Origin of the sequence: Ensifer sp. ENS09, from assembly GCF_014852425.1 — a bacterium.
Lineage (GTDB): Bacteria > Pseudomonadota > Alphaproteobacteria > Rhizobiales > Rhizobiaceae > Ensifer.
Map to the genome: position 1 here is coordinate 38261 of NZ_JACVBP010000011.1, position 24935 is coordinate 63195.

The 24935-nt window shown below is 57.6% G+C and carries 13 protein-coding genes; 6 read left to right on the forward strand and 7 right to left on the reverse strand.

Features of this window, described 5'->3' with window-relative positions; genetic code table 11:
• Window positions 1-11: 11 nt before the first annotated feature.
• Both IB267_RS32830 and IB267_RS32835 read left to right on the forward strand, forming a co-directional pair.
• On the forward strand, window positions 12-2000 hold the full coding sequence (locus IB267_RS32830; RefSeq protein ID WP_192451562.1) for an HNH endonuclease: 1989 nt from the start codon (window positions 12-14) through the stop codon (window positions 1998-2000).
• A gap of 85 nt (window positions 2001-2085) precedes the next feature.
• On the forward strand, window positions 2086-3138 hold the full coding sequence (locus IB267_RS32835) for a hypothetical protein (protein ID WP_192451563.1): 1053 nt from the start codon (window positions 2086-2088) through the stop codon (window positions 3136-3138).
• 371 nt (window positions 3139-3509) lie between these two features.
• Here the strand turns inward: IB267_RS32835 and IB267_RS33625 are convergent, their stop codons facing one another.
• The 6 genes from IB267_RS33625 to IB267_RS32865 all read right to left on the reverse strand — a co-directional run bounded on the left by IB267_RS33625 (window position 3510) and on the right by IB267_RS32865 (window position 12089).
• Complete coding sequence (locus IB267_RS33625; protein WP_246810935.1) at window positions 3510-6530, reverse strand: hypothetical protein; 3021 nt, start codon at window positions 6528-6530, stop codon at window positions 3510-3512.
• Window positions 6527-8305: a hypothetical protein gene (locus tag IB267_RS32845; RefSeq protein WP_192451564.1), complete on the reverse strand. Its 1779-nt coding sequence runs from the start codon at window positions 8303-8305 to the stop codon at window positions 6527-6529. Before IB267_RS32845 ends, IB267_RS33625 begins: the two co-directional genes overlap by 4 nt.
• Window positions 8302-9417 (reverse strand): DUF6361 family protein, encoded by a 1116-nt coding sequence (locus tag IB267_RS32850; RefSeq protein WP_192451565.1) that lies wholly within the window; start codon window positions 9415-9417, stop codon window positions 8302-8304. Before IB267_RS32850 ends, IB267_RS32845 begins: the two co-directional genes overlap by 4 nt.
• A gap of 302 nt (window positions 9418-9719) precedes the next feature.
• Window positions 9720-10013 (reverse strand): hypothetical protein, encoded by a 294-nt coding sequence (locus IB267_RS32855; protein ID WP_192451566.1) that lies wholly within the window; start codon window positions 10011-10013, stop codon window positions 9720-9722.
• 19 nt (window positions 10014-10032) lie between these two features.
• Window positions 10033-10734: a toll/interleukin-1 receptor domain-containing protein gene (locus IB267_RS32860; protein WP_192451567.1), complete on the reverse strand. Its 702-nt coding sequence runs from the start codon at window positions 10732-10734 to the stop codon at window positions 10033-10035.
• 371 nt (window positions 10735-11105) lie between these two features.
• Window positions 11106-12089 (reverse strand): WYL domain-containing protein, encoded by a 984-nt coding sequence (locus IB267_RS32865; protein ID WP_192451568.1) that lies wholly within the window; start codon window positions 12087-12089, stop codon window positions 11106-11108.
• A gap of 155 nt (window positions 12090-12244) precedes the next feature.
• Between IB267_RS32865 and IB267_RS32870 the strand changes: the two genes are divergently transcribed.
• From IB267_RS32870 to IB267_RS32885, 4 genes are all read left to right on the forward strand, one after another.
• Complete coding sequence (locus IB267_RS32870) at window positions 12245-14791, forward strand: PD-(D/E)XK nuclease family protein (RefSeq protein ID WP_192451569.1); 2547 nt, start codon at window positions 12245-12247, stop codon at window positions 14789-14791.
• 2 nt (window positions 14792-14793) lie between these two features.
• Entirely contained in the window at window positions 14794-17979 is a 3186-nt protein-coding gene (locus IB267_RS32875) for an exodeoxyribonuclease V subunit beta (RefSeq protein ID WP_210336086.1), read from the forward strand.
• 285 nt (window positions 17980-18264) lie between these two features.
• Window positions 18265-21441, forward strand: a complete 3177-nt coding sequence (locus tag IB267_RS32880; protein ID WP_192451571.1) for a hypothetical protein — start codon at window positions 18265-18267, stop codon at window positions 21439-21441.
• Complete coding sequence (locus tag IB267_RS32885; protein WP_192451572.1) at window positions 21438-22145, forward strand: hypothetical protein; 708 nt, start codon at window positions 21438-21440, stop codon at window positions 22143-22145. Before IB267_RS32880 ends, IB267_RS32885 begins: the two co-directional genes overlap by 4 nt.
• 190 nt (window positions 22146-22335) lie before the next feature.
• Here the strand turns inward: IB267_RS32885 and IB267_RS32890 are convergent, their stop codons facing one another.
• Window positions 22336-24933: a DEAD/DEAH box helicase gene (locus tag IB267_RS32890; RefSeq protein ID WP_192451573.1), complete on the reverse strand. Its 2598-nt coding sequence runs from the start codon at window positions 24931-24933 to the stop codon at window positions 22336-22338.
• Between the last annotated feature and the right edge of the window lie 2 nt (window positions 24934-24935).

The window sequence follows — 24935 nt, forward strand, 5'->3', positions numbered from 1 at the left end:
GGGGATTCGACATGGATGAACAGATCAATCGTGCCCTGAGGACCGTCAAGGACTTCAAGGCGCTAGCGCAGCTAGAGGAAAACGTTCGCAAGCGCGTCGTCTTCGACGACGAAATTGGGGCTGCGTTCAAGGAACGAGGTGAGCATATAGCTCGCGATATGATCGCCCAGCGAACAAATCTCGATCTAAGTGAACTGACGCCGGCCGAGGAAAAGATCGTTCGAGCCGTGAGCGAGTATCTGGCTATCAAGCGTCGCGAGGGAAGCGACGCTGGCCGCACCCTCAAACAACTGCGTAACCGGGGCTTGATCGAGTCGGCTGAAACTGCCGTTTCCAAGTCGAAGCCGACGCAAGGTTTCGAGACACTGCGCGACGAGGATCTGGACGAGCTCTCCTACGAACAGATCATCATCGACCACCCAGAGGAGTTTTCGCCGCGCGCTCTTTGGTACGCGAGGCGCACGCTCGGCCTGCCCAATCAGTCCGAGAAGCCACCTGCGCGGAGATCGATACCCGCGCAGATCCGCACCGAGGAGCTTCTCGATTGGCTCGCCGCCAGGGCGACCGAGAACGGTGGCATCATCGCGCCGTTCCCTAATCTGGACGCGGCGCGCGCGCTTGGGATGACCGATATGACCAGGCATGGCCGGGTATACGGCAACATCCAGTCACGCTTGGACTTCGCGTGCTATCGCTCTGAGCTGCCCCCGCTGGGTCTAACGGCGACGGCGCCTTTCACCGAGGCCTGGCGACAGGAAGACCGGTCTTGGCCATTCCCACTACAGGCGATGCGGCAAGCCGCGCGGTTGTTCCGTTGGCGGCGGCATGATTTCGAGCGCCTGGCATCCGTCACGCACACGCTGGCCGGCCAAGCCCATCTCTTGTGGAAGGCCGAGCTGCGGGACAACCAGGCATCCGTCAAAGCCTGGGCGGAAGGATTGGAACGCGGACCGCGCGAGAGCGCGCCTCCGGATGGAGGACTAAAGGGTGCTACGCCCCATAACCCGAACTGGACACGCGAAGAACATATACTCGGCCTCAACCTTTATCTTCAGCTGCGGGGGACGAGCTATCCGGACGAGCACCCGGAGGTCGTCAAGCTATCTCAGAGGTTGCTGAAGCTTGCGGCCCTGCGGAAGATGAGCGGCGCCGTGACGTTCAGGAACGCCAACGGCGTTTCGATGAAGATGCTGAATTTTCGTCGTGTAGATCCCGAATACCATGGCGTCGGACTTCCTTCCGGCAGCAAGCTAGAAGCCGAGATCTGGGATGAGTACGCAGATGCGCCGGGTAAATTGACGGCCGCCGTGGAAGCCATCCTTCAAGAACTCGAGACTTCAGGCGGTGGCGCCGGGCTCATCGAAGCGTCAGATGGTCAAACCCCAGCGTTGCAGCGCCTTGATGGCAATCCGAACGCCGTGTCCTCTGACGAAGATGTTGGGGCCGTCGCGGACGCCAGCACAGGCGACCCAAGCGACGTGGATGGACTCGCGGAGCTTGAGCGCAAGTTCATCAATGCCAGCCCCGAGGTCAAAACCCGCGTCAGTAAAGGGATCGAACGCGGGCCGATCGGGCAGAAGGTAAAGCGCCTCAACGGCTTCCATTGTCAAATATGCCAGGCGCTAGGCCAGGAGTCCTTGGGATTCAGGAAGAAGAACGGTGAGCCTTATGTCGAGGCGCATCACGTCATGCCGGTCTCATTGCAGCAGGTCGGCTCGCTCTCGGCGACCAATATCGTGACGCTTTGCGCCAATCACCATCGCGAGGTCCATTACGGTGATGTGAGCGTCTCGATCGGCGAGACAGAGTTCTCATTCCTCATCGCCCGCAAATCGCTTGTCATCCCCCGACCCAAGATCGCCAAGTCGGTCGGAGAGAATGCGGAACGGGGTGCCCGGCAAGAGAAAGAGGCTGGAACCGAAATCTCCGATCCGAAAAGGGAGGAAGGGCTTTTGGCGGCCTTAGAGTTTCCCGCGCCGCCGCTCAACCTTCATCCTTAGCCGGAGCTTCGTTCTCGAAATGAACCGAGAGGCACATGGCAAGATAGTCCTCGACGGTCATCACCCCCGCGAGGTCACCTTCTAAATGATACGTCCTGTCACGGAACAAGAGCAAAACGAGCAGCGTAAAAATGCTCTCCGAGCGGCTTTGGCAGCCAGTCCGGTGCCCGTTCCAGACGATCTTCTGAATGCCGTTGCCGGCCTGTTTGTCACCGACACACTGGACGTACTACGCGCACACCCGGGATTTGACCTCGAAGACAAGTTGCGGTCGATCCGGACAACGTTGCAGCTCTTCGACCAGGCATTTGCCGATCTGCAGGATGCTCTAGCCGCTTTCGACGCGTTCAGCCGGCAACCCGAGTTCCACTATCGCTCTCACCGCGCGCAGCACGATATTATCGAGCGGAGCATCCGGAAGGAGATATTCACATTTTCCGAACTCGCACACAGCCTTCAGGACCACTGCCGCCGCGTCAATTCCCGGTGGAAATCTTCCCTGATAACCCCTCGCATCCCGACGTGTTTTGGCGACGATGGCTTACATGACTTCGTGTGTGGGCTACGAACGGCGCTTCATCATCTTCTGATGCTTGACGCTAACTGGGCGATCCGCGGCTCGGGGGCCGCGGCGACATCCCACTATCTGTTCGACCTTCGTGAGCTCCAGGATGCTAATCCAAGTTGGAACGAGCGTGCGCGCCGCTTCTTGGCGGCCCAAACCGAAAACATCGATATCGGAACGTTGACTCCTGTTTATCATCAGCGGGTGCATGAGTTCTATGATGCTATTCTCGATGAAGCGGATGCCAATCCGCCGGCAGAGGTCGCAGACTATCGCCGCTGCTGGAATGCGCACCAACGGCGTAGCGCCAGGATGGCCTGGAATTTCATGCTTACCCAGTATCAAAACCACGGGATTGATCCCTACCTCTACCTAGACCGCTATCTGCTGCCTACCGAGCTTGAAACCGTCCGGCGACTGCCTGACCGTTCACGCACCCAGGTAGACTTCATCATTCGTGCTCTTGATGAGCTCTCAGCGTGTGATGATGCTCTTCGCCTGAAGATCTATCGATTTTTCGGCGTACCCGAAGAGGCGGCGAGCCGTGACCCAACGGAGGCTGTAGACCTATGACGTTTGTTCGCTTCATGCATGCTGACAGCGTTGGTGACCGCTTCCTGGCACTCCTGAGGAGAAATGGAATCCATCCGCCAGTCGGTTCTTTCCTTGAGGATGAGCTGCTTTCGCTGACTCAGCTGCTCGAAGTCGCTAAGAGCCCCAGTGGAAACCAGGGCGCCTGTCCGGTTTAGCCAGAACGCGACGTTAGAGGATTCGATTGGCAATAACCGCTCCTGGCGCACACTGCCGTCGAATAGCTGGTGAGCTGACGTCTCGTTCCCACCCTCTGGAGACGATCGGGGTCAGTGCGAGTCCCTCACCTTGAGGGGAAACGAACTCCTGACCCGTAGATCGAATTTACGTAAGTCACTGAAATTTAGAGAACATTATCCATCTGAAATCGGTGGCGCTAAATTAATTAGTAGTCGATCCCTGACTTGCTGCTCGATATTGGCTGCCTCGAGCATCGCCAGCAAATCTGATTGCCGCGGCTGGCCAAACGCTAGGCGATAAAGCGCCGTTGTCCGAAGAAGCCGTTGTGCCCGCTGAACGTCGCGAGAGAGTGTCGGAAGAGGAATGATCGTCTCGATTTTCGTGGGGTCTGCGGCGTCTCCGTCATAGAGCCAATGCGGTCGCATGCCATTCCGCGCTGTGCCACGTTCCATGACCTCAGCTTCGGCGGCGGCCAGCATTGCAGTCCAAGCCGGGCCTTCGTTAGCCCTTGCCGCAGCCGCGTGATTGGCCGCGATATTCAGCCGAACCGCGTGGTTGAGATACCGCTGTATACGCCCCTCGCGCTGCTCCAGATCGACAGGATTACTGGGGACGTTCCAGTGCCACAGCTGGTGGCAATAGAGGTGAAAATCGAGCCCCTCCTGACCGACCGATGTCGATGCCAGGACAAATGGCCGGAAAGGCGAATTGAAAGCGTCGCGCAATGTGTCGATCCGAGCGCTATCCCCGTCTCGATCCTGTACAGCGCTTTCAGCAAAACGAGCGGCCAGATGGGACGGCATCGTGCGATCGGCACGCTCTGTCTTCGTGAATGGATTATGCAATGTGATCTGCGCGGTGCGCAGGCCGACCGTCTTTCTCACGCGGTCGGCAAGCACCTCATGAGCAGGACGTCCATCTTCGCGATCGTTTGTAAGGCGGCCATTCGTGATCTGGAAAACATACTCGTCCAGGACGGCCTGCAAATCGTGTTCGGCGCAGTAATCCAGCGCGCGCGACCATGCGCCGTCCGTCCCGTCCGAGACGAAGAACGGACGCACCTCGCGGTGATTGAAAAGCGTGAGGAAGCCTGTTGCTATCTGACCGGCCATATTGGCGCGAGCAGCAGCGGGCGCATCGACGTGACGATTGAAGGAGCGCAGTAGGCATGTCGCCGGACTTCCAAGCGCCACCTTTGCAAGAAAGCGTATTGTCGTCTTGCTGGCGGGACCCTGTCGAAGATCAGGCTGGTCGGCGATAAACGTGTTCAGACAATCTACGGCCGCGCTCTTCTTGCTGTTAGAGGAACCAGCCTTCAGCCCCTTGCGGACTTCTTGAAACCAGGCGGTCTCACCGGCATCGAGAAAGGGAAGCACCTCCCATGGAGCGTCGCCCCTCACTGTCGGAACAACCCGGCCAGCAAGCGCCGTTGCAATAAGTCTCTCCGCTTCGGTCCGCATCGCGGCCGGCGCCATCGGCCCCTTCTCCCTCCAGATCGCGAGGGGATCAACCACCCGGCTGAGGAAGGCGGATGGGTAGAGCAGCGTCATGACCCGCATGCTCGTGCCCACGTGGCTGCTGTCGGTGCGTAGCGGCAGTAGCACCGCTTCGCGCCTGTCGGGGCGAATTGTAAGCCCCTTCTCCTGCCTGAGCCGCCGCTCAGCCTCATGGGACACGAGCGCCGCCACAGCTTCCGGCACCATTTGCCAATCCGAGAAGATCAGTGTTTTCGTCAGCCGCTTGGAGCCCCTGAGATAAGGTAGCGACGGGGGCAGCCAGAGAAGGCGATGCAGGTTCGCTTTCTCGAACACTTGATCGAACAAAGCGCGCATGCGACCGTTGCCTGGTGGTATTGGATCGAAATTTTTCCGGCCGCTTTCCGGAATCATCGCTCCGGCGCCGAAGCGGGCTAGGGCGGCGCGTTCATCGTAACCCTTTATCCGCTTCGCGAGATCGTAGTCTCTCATGAAGCTGAACAGATATGGCGCCGATTTCCAGTAATCGACCACATGATGCCGGGCATTCACCTGACGCGCGACATGATTCACGGCTTTTGCCTGTCGCAGATCAGTGGCATCCACCGTCGCCGGAATGATCGTGCGGCGGACATCGGCGTCCTCACTGTCGCTCGCCACGCGCTCCTGACGACTGATGACGGTGCGCAGCCGCGCTTCCACAGCGGACCGGGCGTCATGCGCCGCTAGTTCCGGCTCTGTCGCAAGGCGACGCAGATGGTCGCGAAAATCTCGGATCTCCTGTCGTAATGCCGTGGCTGCTTGGGGCCCATCCGTGCCGTACAGGACCGACACCGTTTTGAGGAAGTCGGCGTGATGATCCTCTCCGCCGGTCTCTTCGCGGTCGAGAGTCAGTAGCTTGTAGGGCGTGGCGGAAAGAAACAGAACACGAGCGCCACGCGATTCAGCCTCCAGGAACGTTCGCATCAGGGCCTGCGCTTCGCTATCACCTTCAGCAAAAAGATCACGAAATCGTTGGAATTCGTCGAAAATCACCAGTCGCGGCCGCAGGGCAGCCAATGCATGGCGTGCGAGACGCAACAGCAATTCGCGCACGATTGGATTGCGTGCATCCGGGTCCCTTAGATTGCAGGCGCCTATTCTCTCCGTCATGTCCCCAGCGAGAAGCAGGTCAGCAACAGGCGAGGGATCAATGGCTGGACTCACCTTGTCCAAGTATTTGTCCCATTGAACCTTCGATTGCACGGGATGCATGAGCAGCCCGTCCAGTCTGCGACTTCCGAAACGCCCACCCAACAGCTTACGCAGAAGGGCGCGCTCTTCGGCTCGACCGAGGCTGCTGGCTTTGTCAAAGCTCGTGCCGGGGGTCAGAGCGATGAAATTAGGCCCGTCCTCCCGCAAGCCAGCCCGCCGGTCGCAGAGAAGCGTAAGCCGCGTTGCTTGGATTTCACCATTCTGGAGAACATTCAAAAGCCGAAGGTTCTGTCTTGCGATCGCGCTGTTGGAACAGACATAGACGACGTCTGCCCGTTGCCCCTTGGTCAGCCTCGAAAGCGTCAGGGCGACGACGCCCTGCGCGACGCGAGTCTTGCCAAGGCCGACTTCGTCGGCAACGAGGAACCGTGGCGCACCGGCATCGAAGCGGCTCATCACATAATCGACTGTGGCGCGCTGAAAGCGCTTCAGCTTAGACAGGAACGGGGCTGGATCGAAGCTCATTTCCGCTTTCCCATCGCTTTCTTGAATTCGTTCCAGAGTTGCAGGAACTCGCGCATCGAATCTTCGGCCAGTTCCTCCTTCATCAGGCCGACGACGCGATCGAGCTCCTTGAGCCGGGCAGGGCCGTCGTCGGCAAGATAGGCTGCCAGAATAGATTCCAGTACGGGCGCCGCCGGCTGTCTTGAGCCGAACGCACTGCGTTCGCGGGACTCACCGACCATTCCCCCAATGTCCGGCTGTCTTTCCAACATAGCCGTAATGAAGGTGAAGAATTGCTCCGGCGTCGTGATCATGCCGGACAACAGCGCTTGAAGCCGCGCCTCATGCGACGGCAGACCTGTTGCCCGTGCAACGGTGACAAAGGACGCGGGTTCGCCCTCTGGTCCGCGCAGATCGAATTGAACGAAGGTTGTCGCATCCGCGATCCGAACTGACCCCAGGTCCCACGGACCTTCTCCATCGAGGTTTTTGCCGGTCTCCTGGGTGACGAGCTGAGCGTGGATGCTGGTGATCGTCGCAAGACGCGGCAGATCGACGCTCAACGATACCCGAAGCCGCTTGTCCTCCTGCTCAAATGTCAGGAGTGGCTTCGGTGTGGCAAGTAATCGCCTTGCCTCGCGCACCGCGTCTTCAAATCTCCTCGCGGCAAGCTCGTCGGCGCGTAATTCCCGCGGCATCCACGTTTGTAACAGGGGGCCGATCCCGCCGGCTCCGAGAAACCCGTCACCATCAAGGCCGATTGCGCCGATTTCTGCGGTCTTGCCCTTGAATGTGGCGAAAACCTCGATATTACGCGGACCCTTGGCGCCGAGGCCGGCTCCCGTCGCATTGCCCGAACCAAGCGTGATCGTGGTCTCGTCGCCATTTTCAACGATGTACAGCTTTGCATGCAGACCGGCGCGATCCTCTGCCGTCATCGTGCTATCCGGGTCAGGCTCCGGACTGGCATAATCGGCAAGCGTCAGGCATTTTGGAGGGTGGACCTTCAGGCCTGCAAGCCAGTCGTCGCTGGCCACGAGCGCCGTGATACGCTCAATACCCAGGCTGTCCAGCCCTTCTTCATCGCAGAACGGCGAGATCACCGCCAGTTTTCCGGGGACAGGGCGCCATTGCGCTCTCGTTGAGGTCGGGAAATGCGAATGAAAGATTGGCGACGAGAATCCCGGAATCCTGTCCCAATTTACATATTGTAGGCCGTTGCGAAGCGCACGCAAATGCTTGCTCGTTTTGGGCACTGGCAGCCAATCCAGCAGTTCGACGATCGGCATATTCGCCTGCCGAACGGACTGACGCTCCTCGCCATCAAGCTGGACCGCGACGTCCCAGGAACGGTCGCGCGTGAGGTTTCGCGACATCATGATCAGCCGCTGGCGCATGGGACCATCATGCTCGGGCGCGAAACGCAGGAGCCAAAGTTTGGGATGAAAGCTCGTGTTCCGGGGTGGAGGGACCTCTTTGACGATACTTTCCAGCAGCGTGACAAGCGGCGTGCGTTTGCCCTTCGGAGAATGGATGTTGCCGGCTTCCACGAATATGGCAAGCCGATCCTCAAGCCGCCGCATCGCGGCCAGTGCAGCAAGCGGACTCGAAAGCAGCTCGTCGCGCTGTATGCCACCTCGAAGCGCAAGAGATACCGGCACGGTGAGCGCCGTCAGAAAATCCAGCGAAAAGGTCGTGCCCAACGCGGCTTCCAGCCGGTACCCTTCGGGCGGTAGCAACGCTTCGCCAAAGTCAATCCGCTCATCGGGGGCGAACGCGGTGTCTTTATGTTTCATTGTGCAGCCGCCAGATCCTGAAGATATTGTCTCGCGCGCGTCCATCGGAAATCCAGACGTGCGGCGCCGGACTGACCGTTCCAACGATAGTCCTCTGGAATGAAAAGAAGACGGGCGCGGCTCTTGCCTTTCGTCTGGACCTCCCGGTCGGCGATCAGGCGCCGCGCTTGCTTGCTGTCGGGATCTCGCATGACTGCGATCCACTGATTGACGAAGGCCGATGTGCGGTCATTGGGCCTGAAGGCAATCGATCCCTGCTCCATCAGAGGTGCAACGAGGCTGTTCGCCGATGTTGCCAGCCCGGATATCGGTTGACGCCGCCAGGTCTGGAGTTCGGCGGCGTAGTGGTCGCGCTTCTCGTGGTGGAAGTGTTCCGCAAGCATGAGATTATATAGAAGGCTCGCACCGTGCATGGTCGTTGAGAAGGCAACGGCGTGCTCGACCTGTCGGCGCATCTGAATGGGAAGATCAAGACGGGCCACCCCGTCCAGAGTCTCGATATGTCTGGCGCGGCCGGCGTGTGACATCAAAAAACTGAGCAAGGTTGCGCGCTTTTCGATCATGCTACAGCGATCCTTGATCCACGCAGCTTCGTCCGAGGTCAAGGTGAAACCGTACTGGTCGTCATCGGCAACAGCAGGCGGCTCCTCCCAGCACTTTTCACCTTCCGCCATGCGGTCCAGAACCTCACCGATCCCGGCACGCTCCAATCCGGCCGTTCGAATGCCCCAAGCACCAAGCCCACTCCAATAGACGGCGCTCGGCATTCGCTTCAGTCTCGCGCCGGCTTCCGCTCCAATCAAATTGGTCGTGTCGGCGGTTTTCGGAAGCGATTTCAGCCTTTCCATAAGCGCCACTTCACCATCTCTGAGGCGTTTGCGACGATCGCGGGACTTGAGATCCAGGCTGCGGAAGATGTGCGGAAGGAAAATGAAGTATCGTAAGCGGGTCTGGACCGTGCTTGTCCCGGGAAAAAGCAGGTCCGAAAACCCATCCCGAATCGCGCCTAGCCCCAATTCGTCTCTAGCTTCGCTTTCGCTAAGACTGCCTATCAGGGTTTGCACCGCATCGGCTTCTGCCTTACCGAATAATATCCACCCCAATGTCGACATGATCCAACTTTATTCGCGTCGTGTAATATCTCATCCGCGTATATGTCCGAGTGCTCGAAGCAATCGGACTGTTGTAGCAAGATGATTCTTCCTCTATTTTAAATTGCACGATGTTGAAGAAACTGCGAGCGCCGTTCTTTGATATTTTTTTGTCGGCTGCGGAAAAAAACGTCAGTTGGGCGACCCGATAAGGCAGCGAAGGCGATAACTAGTCAGACCTTAAAGATGAGGTAGTTGAGGACAAGCTACCTCGCGTTTTGCTTTTAATGGGAGCTGAACCAACGACCCCCCATTTCGTAAAGTCAATTTCCTGAAAATATTCTAAAATCCCCATCACCGGCAGCCCGGTGCCGAATTGGGAACATATCCTCGCCGCGGTGGTGAAGACGGGTGTGATGTAATCGGCAAAGCCAACGTACTTTCAGAGGCTCGTCGTATCGGTCATGATGAGCATCGACGGCACCAACCCCACAGACCTCACACGTTTGCTTTCCCAGTTCGCCCGCTTTCACCGCCCGCTGAACGGCAAGGTGGGCATCATATTTGGAGGGATTGGCTCGGCGCCAATTCGCCTGGCGAGTATCGGTTTTCAGCATCGATGCACTCCAGACAGGGTTACGTCGCAACAAGCTCAGCGAGCTTGTCCGCTACTACCGCCATCGTATCCTCTCCGGTGCTCAGGCCGCTTCGCGAGGCCAGCAGGGGACTGACGTTGCGCAGAGCCTCATAGGTCGTGTTATGAACGATGGGTACGAGCTGTTCTGTCGCCAAAAGTGCTGAAAGCTCTTTGTCTGCAACGCCTGCTGCAGGAAGACGGCGCAGTAGTGCCGGCGTGACCAACACGATCCCAACCCGCGACTTCGCCAACCCTTTGTCGATTTCGCGAAGCAACGACGCACCGAGCGCAACGTCCTTTTCGCTAAACCAGACTGATACACCACGTGCTTCGAGCATATCATGCAATGTCTTCGCGTCGCTCTGCCGGTCGTCCCAGGCATGGCACAAGAATACGTCGCGGAGATCCGGTAGTTGCGCCCGGCTCTCGGCGGTTTCGCGGATTGGCGTGAGTGCCCGCACCTCGGTAGGTGTGTATAAAATGGAAGAGCCTGGCTTCGACCATTTCGCGCGTATCCGGCCTGATCCGCCGCTGCTGCTTCCCGACGATGTGCTGGGAAAAGGTGAGTAGGATCCGTAAACGCTACCGTAACTGCTATAGCTGCTGTAGCCGCCATAACGCCTGCTACCACGGCACGCAGGGCAGTTTGCAGCCGCGTTCGCTGAACGATGCCCTTCTCGAGGTGCTGTACATTGAGCCATGGGACTACCTTCTCAATCCCGCGTTCAGCTATCTTTGATGGTGGTGCGCGGGTGCGACTTGCCATAGGCCGTGGTCACAAACCTGCCAGAAACAGCACTCCTGTAGGTGCTCCCGGTGCTCCCGCCATTTTTCGCTTCTCGCACAGTCGTTCTCGGATTTGCGCGCCCAGTTCTGGCTGTGACAAACTTTCCAGTGATTGCGCTGCGGAAGTTGCTTCCGCTTCCTTTCCCTTGTGCCATCTGTCTTCTCCTTTAACAAATACCGGCGAATCGGGCCATTTCGATCATAGAGGAGCTGGGGTGTCAAAAACTGTCACCCACACTGAAGCACAAGACTGCGACCCGCTTAAAGTAGTCGTCCGCGCATCGGCTTATGGCAATGAATCGAAGTCGGTTCTGCGGTGGTTTTCGACGAAGCTACGCAACCCTTCGGGCGCGACGACTTCGACTGCATCGCCCCATGAATAAAGGTGCCATGCCATTTCAAGCCAGCCCGCCGCATGAAAGCGTACCACTAGGCTTCCATCTTCTTGCGGCTCTACGATCTGCTTTGGGTGAAAGGAGAACTCGGCCGCCCGCGCTGCGGCGTGTGGAGCGAAACGCCAGATGACTTCATCGTATTGCTTTGGATTCTGGTAAACGCCGAACGATTTCGCCGTGTAGTCTTCAAGCGAAAAACCAGGCGCAAAACTGAAGCTCTCGTCCAAACTCTGGGCACTCAGTATTCGATCCATCCGGAAGGTCCGCATTTCGTCGCTACGTTCTGGCTGGCGTGCTACAAGATAGCTTCGATGCCCAAGTAAGAAACCATGAGGCTCGACGACACGTTCCGGCGCTTCCATGGTTCCGTAACGCATCCGCAATCTAAATGGTCCCCTCAGTGCCTCAATAACAGCGTCGACGACAGCTGGGACTAGATTGACCCGCGGTCCGGGGCGCGCGACCGATCCCATGCCTAACAGGACGGCTTCGACATCTGCCTCAGTGCGAAGCGCATCTTTCGGGGTGAGGCGCGCGAGTAGTCCACGGCGCAGGTCATCGAGCGCAGCAGCGTGGCGCAAACGCCCGTCGCCGCGCGCTGTTCTGCTTGCGATCTCCAGCGCCTCGACCGCTGTTTCCTGTCTCAATTGCAGTTTTTCCAGAACCGGATCCAGAACGCGCCACCGTCGACGACGATCCGTGCCGGTAACCGCCTCCACGTTACCGAACACCGCCTCAAGCGCCTCAGTCATTCGCTGCGCTGTTCGGTGCGAGATACCAAATTCCTCGCGAATTTCATCAAGACTGATTCCCGTTCGCCGAACAGCAGCCAGCCGCGCAAGTCTAATGAGGTCCTGGGACTTGGAGAACGGCACAACTAATTTCCCTCTTGAACAAGTATGTCAGATATTGACACCCATACACGTTATGAATGAATCTCAGATCTGTCGATATGCAATTGCTTTCATCGCGGGGCCTACTGTTTCGAACGATCTCGCTTCATACAAATAGCTATTCATCGGAGGCTCCTATGCATTATCCCTTTCTCGTCGCCGATGCACGCTCTGGCCTCCATTACCGATTGTCCGACACCGCTTTGGCCGAACTGAGTTTAGCGCCAAAGGTGACCGAGTGGACACCCGGTCGCGCCATCGCAAACTCCTCTGATCCAGTTTGGGCGGATAGCCTCTCGAACGCGCCCATTGAAACGATTTCTGCGGTGACCGCAGCCTTGGAGGACCTGATAATTGCTACACCGGATTTGCAGGTGCCGATGGTCGACTCCCTGCCCGATAGCAGGGCGGGACGGCATCTGACGGCGCTGGTCGGACTGTGGCGGGAAATGGGGGATGCGCTGCCCGAAGGTCTGCCGCCGGTGCGCCATGTCCTGAATTTGTCCCATGGAAGCTTTCTGGCTCCGATCTCAGTTGTCGAGGGTTCTCTCGATCCTCTCGCGCCCGCCGCAATGCAGATGCTTTACGCCCGGTTAAAGGATGAATTCGGCTCAGTCTCCGCCTCGCCACGCGATCGCACCGCTGTGATCGGTAGCCGGCTGCACGCCCTTCAGGGCGGAGTGACGGCCCCTCAAATCGAGACCGCCCCCATCGATTTTAGCCTCTCATTTTACGGCTTAAGAGATCCCGCGGCCTGTGCGGATTTCGCCGCTGCCCATGCTCGAGCATTGATTGACCGAGGGACACCGGCTCGCGAGATTGCTGTTCTGGCAGCTGGAAGCCCGCAACAGATCGCCCGTGCTTTCTCTGCACAGGGTATCCCGCTGTCCGGTCTGCCTGCGGACCTGCCAAAACGCGATGTCGTTGGCGAAACTGCATTGCATCTGGCGCTTGCCAAACGTCCGCCAACGCCCGCAATGGCCCTGGCAAGCCTCGTACTGTCTCCACTTATGCCTTGGTCCCCTGTGACGGGCCGAAATCTTGCTGAGAGCCTGATGAACGGGGACTTCCGGGCTGAAATCCTAACGGCAAACCCGACGCACAAGGCGCTTTGGGACGATATTCGCGCCTCTGCAAGTAGCTTGGCGCAGTTACGTTTCCTTCTCAACCGCATCTGTGATCAGGTTACGGAAGGCGACAAGGTTAGAGCCCGCCTATCTGTCCCTCCGGGCGAGGGTTCGCCGGATTGGGAAGGCATCCTGCGCGGCATTCAGGTGATGGCGCCTGGAAGCGCAGATCCGCTGCGCAATTTGGAAGGCGTAAGCCTGTGGCTCGCACATGAGAGCCCTTGGCGTCCCTGCCAGCATCTGATCATCTCCGACTTTACTGACGGGCTATATCCAACCCGCCCGCGCGCCAATCCAATGTTTCTGGACAGCGAGGTCGCTATGATCCACGCCGCTACAGGTCTTGCATTGCGGGGGCGGGCCGCGAGCCTTGCACAAGGGCTTGCGCTCTTTGATCATCAACTGCAGGCGACCTCCGGAACTGTCACATTTCTGATCCCTTGGCGCGATCTGTCGGGCACTAAACTGCAGCCATCCGCAGGGCTGTCACTTATCGCGCGCTCGATCCATAACCTCGACGACACGAGCGATCTCATCACTGATTTGTCGCGGCTCTCGCCTTCAGACTGGCCAATCGTGCATCACCATCTCCCGCCATTACCCATCCAGCCAGACCTCCCCGAGGCTCTGGACTTTCCTGGGCAAAATCTTCTCTCTCTTCGTCGTACGGATGACGGAACGGCAAAGCCGCAATCGCCTTCGCGGCTAGAGAGATTGCTCGTCAGCCCACTTGCCTGGCTCCTCGCTGAGGTCGGAGCCGAGGATATGTCTTGGTCGGCCGACGAGCTTGATGTGATGGCGAAGGGCAATATCGCCCATGACGTCTTCGAACGTATCTTCTTGAAGGATCAGCCGGTCCCGGATCCCGAAACACTGACCTCTGCGGTCCCCGAGGCTTATGATCGTGCATTGATGCGCCATGCTGGCTACCTGCGAAGCCCGTCGTGGGAGATGGAACGCAAGGGACTGGAACGCGAAATCCTAGCTGCCGCGCTACGCTGGCGAGATCATCTGTTGGCGCTGAATGCGAAGATCATCGGCAACGAGATCTGGTTGGCGGGAGAAGCACACGGCATCCAGCTGCATGGCAAAGCAGATGCCATCCTCGAGCTGCCCGATGGCACTCTGTTAGTCGTCGATCACAAGAAGAGTGGAACGTCTGGTCGTCGTAAGCGAATGGAGGCAGCCTGGGATCTGCAGGCCGGGCTCTACAGAGACATGATCTCCCGGCCAAACCGGCGCGAGAATGATGGGATGGATCCATTGATTGGACGCAAGGTTGCCGTTGCTTATCACCTTATGAACGACGGAGGCCTTCTGACTTCTGGGCTTACGCTCTCCGATGGTTCTCCCGCGCGCGACATGGGAAATACCGTGAGTGATAGTGCCGTGGAAAAGCTGACGACGCGACTGGAGGAGCTGGGCGCAGGCAGGGTGGTCCTCAACACGTCCGGTGATGAAGAATTCTTTAGGAAGGAGGCAGGTTTTACGCCTTATGCGCTGACCGACGCCTCTCCCCTCGTCAAAGCCTTCATTCGTCAGGTCGAGGAGGAATGACCATGGATCAAGGATTGGTAATCGTTCCTGCGGGCGCCGGCGCCGGGAAGACGCACCGAATTAAGACCCAGCTTTCTGATTGGGTCAAACGCGGTGTGGTTAGGCCCGAGCGCATTCTCGCGGTGACTTTCACCGAGGCCGCTGCGGCTGAACTTCGTGAACGCATCCGTGCCGGGCTTCTAGCAGATGGTCTCGTTTCCGAGGCTATGGCGGTCGAGCGCGCATATGTATCGACTATCCATGGGCTGGGCCTTAGGCTGTTGACCGAACATGCGCTGGCGGCAGGTGCCTCGCCTCAACCGCGGCATCTGGGTGATGCGGAGCGAGACCTGTTGATCCGTCAGTCACTGGCGCATGCGAAATCGCTTGATCCCCTCAAGGCAGAGCCTGAGCGCTTTGGCTATGAAGCAAACTGGCAGACAGGCGATACGGTCGAAGATTCTCTACGCGGCCGGGTAATGTCGATGATTGACCTCTTGCGTGGTCTTGGTGACAAAGGGCGTGATCGCGGCCTACTCGCACCAGCTTTGTCGCGACTGGATACGATCTATGGTAAGGTGCTATCAGATCCGACAGCTGCCCGTGACGCCTTGGGCGCGGCCATTCAGACAATGGTTGCGAGCTTCCCGGAAGGCGGCATGGCTCACATCACTGCCAAAGGCAATGTCGAAAAACTCGAGAAAAATCTGGCGCTGTTCAAACGGGTTCATCGTTCGCCCGATCTTCTAGACCGGGACTGGAAGCTTTGGAACGACTTACGCGGCTTGTTTGTCTCCAACCGAAGCAGCAAGACGCCGGAAGGATACGACGATCTTGCCACCGCAATTATGGCGGCGGCTGACGTTCTTCCCGCCCACCCCGGCCCACTTGCGGATGCAAAGTTGCACCTCTCCTGCCTGATCGCCTGTGCTCAAGAGGTTATGGAAGCCTACGAGACTCGTAAAAGGGCACTGGGCCTTATCGACTTCGCCGACATGATTACCGGCGCGGAACGACTTCTGCGCACCGACCCTGCCGTACTCCAAGCTGTGCTCGGCGAGATAGATTGCGTCATCATCGATGAGTTCCAGGATACCAACCCCGTGCAGTTCGCCCTTCTTTGGCAGCTTGGCGCACATGCGACGCGCACACTACTGGTCGGCGACGTTAAACAGTCGATCATGGGGTTTCAGGGCGCCGACCCGCGCCTGTCACAGGCTCTCGCGACGGCGAATCCCGATGCAACACAGCCGCTTGATCGCAACTGGCGATCGACGCCGGCTGTGATGCAGTTCGTCAATGCAATGGGCGTTGGCCTGTTCGGCGCGCGCTACAACTCGCTGACACCAACGCGCGATCCGATCTCAGGTCCGGCACTCGAGGTGTTGATCGCCACCAAATCGCGTAGTGTTCGCAACGCATCAAAGCCACAGGTACATATTGCTGAACGCATCGCGGCCATCCTGACGGATGGTGAGACAATAACGGATCGGTTTACCAAGACATCGCGCCCTGCGCGGCCATCGGATATTGCACTGCTGGTTTGCCGGCACACGACTGCTGCCCGGTATGCCGAGGAGCTACGCGCCCGCGGCGTCCCTGTCCGCATCAGCGAGGACGGCTGGGCTACCAACCCCGTTGTCACCGCTGCTCGTGCCGCGCTTGCGTTTGCCGCGAACCCGGCCGATATTCACTCTGGGCTACTATTGCGCACGCTGGGTCCCGATCCACTACTTCTGCAGACTGCACTTTCCTCCCAGACTGCCGGGCGGTTGGCCGATGACCCGGTCCTGATCCGCCTCGCGGCCTTGTCCGATCAGATGGCAAGTCTTCCGGTCAGTGCGGCTTTGGATTTGGTGCTGTCGGTCGCAGGCCTACGCCTTTGGGCAGATTGCCAACCTGACGCCGCGGGGTGCCGCGCCGATCTCCTTCGACTGGAGGCTGAGGCAAACGAGTTTGAGGGCGCTCACCGCGACCTTAAAGCTGCTTCCGGATTCCATGGCGAAACCGCGAAGGTGTTTCTCGGCTGGCTCGATGCTCGCGCGAATGAACGCGATTTTGATCGTCGACCCGATCCCGCTGCCAACAACGCCGAGGCGGTCGAGATCGTAACCTGGCATGCCTCGAAGGGCCGCGAATGGCCGATCACTGTGGTGGCCGAGCTCGATAACGGTATTGAGGATTGGCCCGGTTCCACGACGACACGCTTCGATGCATTGGACCGGATCGACAACATGGCAGTAGTGCTCGGCTCGGCGGCGCTTGTTCATACACCCGGGTTCGCGGCGCCAGAGGCTACGCGCCGCTTTATCGAAGATCGACGGGAAGATTTCGAGGCCAATGCAAAGAACTTGCTCTACGTCGCGCTCACTCGTGCGCGCGACCGGATAGTACTGGAATGGCCCGGATTCTTGAAAGACCGAGAGGACGACGCGCCAGAAGCGGTGAGCCTTTTTCATGTTTTTATGGACAATTGTGCACCGCAGATCGGGACGAACTGCGTCAAGGTCGGTGGTGTCGATTGCGCCGCTGTCATTAAGCAATTGCCAGAGCAGGCGGGCTTTACCGAATTTGCAAATGGCGTCGCAAGCGTAACGCCCCGGTTCGGGCCCGCGACGCCTTTGGCCGAAATACCACTATCGCCCTGGCGGCTACAGCCTTCGCAAAGTCGCAGCGCGGGAGAGGTGCCCGGAACACGTAGCATCGCTCTTGGCGCACCTTGGCCGACAACCCTCAATGACGCGGCACGTGGTACTGCCTTACATCTCGCGTTGCGCACTTATCTGACCCGACCCGACCTGGCGCACGGGCTGCCGTCTGCGACGGAACTGGAAGAAGCCACACTCGATATGATTTCTGAGCGTGCCACCGCACTGAAAGACTGGCTTGCGGCGGAAGGCTATACAGACCTTGCCACTGAAATCCCGGTGCTAGGTTTCACTCGAGATGGGGCCGAGATCCCAGGTACCATTGACCTTCTCGCCATCGGATCAAAGGGGTGCCTGCTCATCGACCATAAATCTGGCGGCAGTGGTGAGGGCCTCGGATCCTACTGGCCCCAGCTGTCGAGTTATGCGGCGTTGGTGGCAGAGCTGTTCCCGCAGCGTCCGCTTAAGGGGGTGGCAGTATTTTGGGTCGATCACGGGCGGCTGGAATTGGCTGACACCAGCGTGCAGTCCGCAGATACTGCGAAAATTGGAACAGCATAATGGTTTGGGGGATGCTAACGCCCGATACGATGGTGCTGCAAAGACGCCAACACAATTTGGGCCTCGCAGCTGCGGTGAACGAGGGGTTCCTGCCTTCCTCAAGGAGCAATGGGCTTTTCATCAAAAGATGATCCTCATCCTCAACGACGACGATCTGGAAGAGATGGTGCTCGCATACACCGCCAGACAGAGGTCATCGAGTTTCGGATCGAAGGAATGCCATTTTCCTGAAGCTGTACTGGGACCGCGCTGGACAACGTAAGCGAGAAAGTCGAATATCTGCCTATGAAGAAATCGATGTCACCTGTCTCCACTATTCCGTCCCCCTTATTAACGCAGCTCGATAGTCGCGACGTCGCCCTTTGGCTCCAGGATTCAGGTGCCGAGGAACTCGACCTTGCGGGCATAGAAGCCGCTACACGGCTACCCTGGAACATGGTCGTTTCCGAGATGTCGGAAGCCACCTATCTCTCGGCTCTCGAGCAACCTGAGGAAATCAACGATCCGCTTGTACGGCGCCGTGGTCTGATACAGATCGTGGACAGCGATCCCGCAGAGTCTCTCCTGCCGCCAAGGCATCTTGCAGTCATGCTTCTGAATGGCCGCGGAACCCAGCGCAAAGGCGGCTTCGGCGCGATGGCGCGTCGGATGGCCATGCTCCAGGAACTTCGCAAGAGTCCACTGAAACAGCTGGTCGTCGCTTCCACCGGGCCCTTCGAAGTCCCGCCCGATCTCATCGAGATGTGGGCGGACGGCTTCCGTACAGCGCTGACATTCGTGTCCGACGACCCAGACGCTCAGGAAAAAATCAAACAATGGCAGCGGGAGTTTGCCGCGCCGTTTGTGGGGCTTATCGCTCTATCGGCGTCGGACTTCGGTCAGCAGCTTGCGACCTCGTACCTGCGCGGTCGCGACGGTGCGGTCCTCGTCAGAGTTCGGAACGACGTTGGGGACATGCGTCTCATCGACGTTGGCGCATTGGACGACCCGGAGCGGCCGATACTGTCCTCTTTTGATCTGATCGGCAGCCAAGCGTTGTCGCCACTAATGCCGGGTGACCTTAGCGCAGACGAAGTAGACGGTTTTTTCGCCGACCCGAGTGCTTCTTGGCGTCCTTATGCCGCAGGAATGCCCTGGGAACGCGACAGGGCAGCCTGGGAAAAGATCCGCGGGAAATTACGGGAACTCGACAAAAAAGGGCCAGAAGAAAACCGGATCTTTTACGTGAACGCGGAGTCGGGGTCAGGTGCAACCGTCTTTATCCGTGACCTCGCGTGGCGAGCGGCGGACGAAGGCTATCCCACATTGGTAGCGCGGTCGCGACAAGTCTCCACAACCGGTCTGGAGATGACGAATTTCCTCACCCGGCTTGTCAACACGGACCGCGATCAAGGAGATTCTCCCCGTTACGAGGTTCCGTGCCTGCTCGTGTTTGACCAGATACATTGGGATGGTCGGGAAGCTGAACTGCTGAGTTTCTCGCGAGAGATCGAGCGGAGCGGTCGGCGGGCATGTATCATTGTTGTCAACGGCCCTTACACGAGCCTATCGATGTTGGCCGAGCGGAAATTCGTATCGCTGGCCAGTCTATCACACCGGATTTCCTCCTCCCAAGCTCTCGAACTTGGTCGCCATTTGAATAAGTTTCTTGTTCCCCACGGAACCAGTCGTAACGATAATGACTGGCGGGACTTCTACAACTCCTCGTCCGTGCGAGTCGGCGACGAAATAGCGGCTTTCTGGATTGTCCTCAGCTTCTGGCTACAGCGACAGCTGAACCTTGGGGAGACGGTCCAGTCGCGGGTCTACAAGCAGTTCCAAAATCTTGTGGCAGACCAAGCCGTCAAAACGAGCATCCTCCGGATCGCCGCATTCAGCACCGTGAGAATACCGCTTCCCGACGCCCTACTCGCGCAGACAGCGGATTGGCCGACATCGGACAAGCTTGAGGACGTCAGGCGGGACGCTGGAGCGCTGGGGTTGGTGCGCGTCGCCAGCGAACTCGATCGGTTTTGGGCGATGGCGCATGACTTACTTGGCAGGTACCTTCTCACGGCGTTGTTTTACGATACTGCCGCCCGTGAATCCTACGGGCTGGAAAGTGCGAAAAATCCAGAGCACGTTCGCTTCCTTCTTCTCCGTCAAATATCGGCTCTTCCGATCCTGAAGCTCGCAAGCTTGCGCGACGTGGCGGATTCCTTTGCCGTCTCGATTTTCAAAATCGATCCGGACCATGGCCATGGCAGCTTGGCGGCCTTTTGGCCGGAAGTGCTGGAAGCTCTTGACGAAATGCATAGGTCGATCAGGACAACCAGCCGGACATTCCTACATCATTGTTCGATCTCCAGGCGACGTATCGCTTCGGACAGGCTCATGTTCGCGATGTCGGACGGTGAGCGGGTCGATCTGCTCCAGCGTGCCGTCGACGATCTTCAAGCGGCTCTCGAATTAGAGGCCCACGGCGGCGGCGAAACGGATCTCGGCCTCTACAACTCCTTGGCGCACGCGCTGCACGACCTTGCGGAAGCGCAGGGTAAAGCCGGACTTTCAGCTTCGACGATAGAGAACACACGCGCTCAAGCCAACGAAGCCACACAGCGAGCCTACTCCGCCAACCCCGACAACTCATTCACCGTCGAGACCTACGCTCGATCACTTCTGATGGAAGGCCAAGCGGATAGATCGCTCGCGCTGGTCAAGGCGCTGGAAGTGCTCGCCCTTGCGTACAGTCTTCTGGAAAGACCGGGCTTCGAGCCTCGGAAAGCAGCGCATATGAGGCTTGCGGAGAAGGCATTCGAATTGCTTCTCTCCTCGAAGGGCGAGGCAACGGTTGACCCGGATTCGGAGACGGGTGCAATTGCGATCGCGGTCGCAGCACTGGTCCACGGTATCGGTCTTCTACAAGGGATCGAGCTCGAAATGATCCCGAAAGACAATCGGATAAAGGCGGCTGAACTACTCGCTGCCGCACCCATTGCCGGAAATGTCCAGGCCGTGAAACTTCGGTATCTCCTGACCGTGTTGGACCGACCGCTCGATTTCGACTTGCAACTTGAACTGCTGCAATCACTCCAGGGCAGCGGTCCCGCTTTTACGCCTCAGCTAGAGCTCGACCTCGCCGTATTGATGTTCCAGCAAAATAGAGCCTTTGAAGGCGACCGCGCGTTTCGCAAGCTCCGTATGCTCTGGCGTAGGGGAGAACATTATGTAGAGGTCCCGCCTCGCCTTCACTGGCTTCTCGACGTCACCCGGCAGGATCGCCGCCAGGTCAGAGCGAGAGTGGCTCCAGGCACCGAAGGCCGCGCTTACGCACGTGTGGTGGATTTCCAGAATATCGAAGTTCCGTTCCGTCCGGGCGAGTATTCGATTGACCAACGTCGACCCGGGGCGATGCTTTCGGGATATATCTCGTTTGGACACAACGGGCCGCTTCTTAGACCTCTGACGGCGCCGCGTAGATGACCGACCTCGTAGAAATGTATGCGACTTTGGTCGGCTGGGACATCGCCGAAACCAACGTGTTGGTGGAGGGGACGATGGACGTCAGCTACCTCAAGCATGCGTCGCTGCTGCACGCCCAAGCCCACGGGATCCAAGTGATTGACTCCGATTTCGCGATTATCGCCTCCGGTGAAGGTGATGACGGCGGTGTTCACGGCGTCAATCGCGCTCTAATTGGTATCCGCCAAAATATCGACGCGACCGTCATGTCCGGCGGCAAACGCCATCGCTTTGTGGGGCTGTACGATAACGACTACGCGGGACGAAACGCATACAACGTGATGCCGCTGACCGATACTCGTATCCGACCGTTTGTCGACGTTTTCCTCCTTCAACCCGTCATGCCGCCCGTGGGGAACGGGCTAACGGATCGCCAACTCGCTGCTACCGGATTGAACATGGGTTATCGCGGCATGGATTGGGAAGTCGAGGACTTATGCTCGCATCGCATTCTCGAAGAATTTGAGAGAAGACATCCCGCCGCGGTCGTCAATCGAGTGGCCATGAAGGATCGCCTGCATAGAGACATCGACAGGAGTGCAAAACCAGAGCTGATAAAGCTCTTTAAAGAAACGGCGACGGTCGATGACGCGCGGGATATGCTTGCCCTTATGAAGCTTCTCAGAGGCTATTTAGGAGTTGCCAACGGCGATATCAGGGCTTGAAAGCTGTATCGGAAACCGAAGCCTGGAAACTTCAGTTACTATCGCATCCAGTCTCTTGGGTGCGTATTCCAATGAAGCCGAACAGGAATTCCGATCTTTAACCGGACGCTTATGGAGTGCACGACGAAGATCGACGGGAAGTTGCTAAACGGAGCGATAGCGCGTTGTGCGCGTGGCACATCTGCGCGCGTTACATCACTGCTACGTAGTCGCTTGCCGAAGTACTTTCGTAAACCTCCTTTGCTGACGTGGCCGACATGATAGCAGTCCTTGTGCTTGACACGGTCAAATCGAGCACACGGCGCTTTCCCGAAACTTCTGCGTAGACTTCGATGCGACGGAACACGCCGGCATTTTGCTCTGCATACTTGGCAAGCCCTCTCAGCTTAGGGAGAGAGTCGCCGAACTGGACGCCATGCGGATCGACAAGATCTGCTACGACTTGGCCATTAGGCACTCGAGCAAAGAAAATGAAGTCTGGTCTAAGTATCTTTGCCTCTGCTCCTTCATCGTACTTTATGCCGAGCGAGTCCTGGCTCGCCCTAGATGGATTTCGGTACCAGCCAATTGTGCCTTGTCGCTTGAGCTCCTCTAGAACAACATTCCGCTCCCATGAATTTAAGTCAGCGGGAAACATTCCTTGCGGATCGCACAAGAGATGCTTCTCAAATAGCGGAAGTGGATCCTCCTGCCCGTCTGCTCTTCGCGTGACGCTCATTTGCAGCCATGTCGTCGGTTTGGCGAGATCGACGGGCAATGGATCTGAGCTCATCTCTCTGATCTGGCGATAGATATCTTGTCTTTGATCGGTAAGATTTTTGATATCGATGCGATTTTGCGTCAGCCATTGTGTTGCCAGCTTATCAGCCGCGACGTCAATGTCGTCTTTGATATCCGGAACTAGTCCGATCGCCGCTATCGTTGTGTGAGCCTCAACCAAAGCATCATCATCGTCAGCGATTTCAGACCTTGCTGCCAGATGTTCACTGTACGATGTTGCCAGATCGGGACTAATCACTCGGGCCGCGCGTCTATATGCGTCTTCGATCACAGTAAAATCTGCCGCCTCAACAAAGTCGTTGAAGGTCATACGGCTTGTTTTAATATCGGCCTGCACCGTCTTGCCAATAACCGCGAGGACAGCGTTTCGAGCTTCGTCGATGTCTTCCGCGTACCGCACTTGTGCGCCATCCAGCACTTTGTGCATGTCCGCGTGGGCCTTCTTACCTGCCCCCTCGATCAGTCCATCTACGGAAAGCTCATGTGCTAGGGCTGTCAATCGTTTCACTGGGCGGGTTTGTCGCTTGGGAAGTGTCTGGGAAGGAATAGTTAAAAACTTCTGCCACACATCCTGAGGTATGGCTGGATTTAATTTCATCTCTTGCGGGTTGATGAGAACCTGGCGGCCGGGAAGTTGTTCGCCAGCTTCGACGCCAGTCATTAGAGCAGAGACAACCGCCTCCACAGACCGTTTGTCGAAATGTGGAAGCAAGCAATCTACAGCGTTTAAGCGCTCGTTTCCGGGGATGCGGCGAGCTAGAGGCGATCGAACCATGCGTCCGAGCAGCTGAGTTATATGGGTCCTGTCAGAAGCAGCTCTGAATGAAACCATGACCTCTGCCCGCGGGCAATCCCAACCGGTGCTGATTGCATCTTTCGCGATAAGAATGCGTATCCAATGGGACTCTTCCACGCGTTCGGGCGCGATGTATGGCACGATGTGACGTCCGAATGTCTCTAGTTTATGTTCACCAAACACGTTTGCAACGCAATCGAGTGGAAGCTCTGGCCATTCGTCGAAAATGGTGTCAAGCCATCGCCCAATTTCTTTGTGATCCGGCGAGTTCGGCACTTGCAAAACCATGAGCGGAACTACGATCTCAGCATCGTCTTGCCGGGCAAAATAGGCTTGCCACTCGTTCGATATGTCACGCAATTTACTCGTTCCCCGGCGAAGGAGGACAGTGGAAAACTCTCCAGCTTCGTCAGGGATATCAAGGTTAATGGTATCTTTTAGAAGACCGGATTCTTGAACCTTGGCTGCGTCAACGACAACATTCGGGAGCGTGCTGCGGTCGTTCATTCCAGCAACGGCATCATTGAAGCGTTGCACCGTCGCTGAGATTCCCCAGACAATTGGAATGCCTGGAAAGCCAGCCGATCCGTTGATTAGTTGCCGGACAATAGTGGGTTTGCCATCTGCACTTCCTCTGACGCCCTCTCTCATTCCTCGATGAGCCTCATCGAGCACCAGGTAGAGTGTGAGATTTGGATCTTCGATCGTGTTTCGGATCGTATCCCAAATGGTGTGAGAACGCATATCAGGCATGATGCGCTGACCGTCTGCTGATATCAGATCGGGATCGTCTGCTTCGTGACCCCGCACCAGAAGACTATTTTTTGACAGCTTCTGAGTGTTGAGAAAGTAAATTTTACCTGGTTGAAATTTTTCTCCCCCAAAGCTATTGCCGACCGTCACCAGATCCGAAATTGTGAGTTTATCGGAGGCTTCTTGAAGGCGCCAGCGCGATTGCTCGTTGAGGGAAGGGTCGTCGCTGAACCAAATAACGACAGCACCTGGATCTGACTCAATGTTGTGGTCATCGTTTCCATAAAACAAAGCCTCGAATACTGCCGCGGCCATGACAGTCTTGCCTGCGCCGGTAGTAGCGGTAAGGGAAAAGGCATGCCTGTCGCCCTCATTGTGCCATCGTCTACTGGCCTTCTTCAGCCTCTCAAGGACATCTTTGACGGCTTCGTCCTGATAATCTTTCAGGGTGAATTTCATGC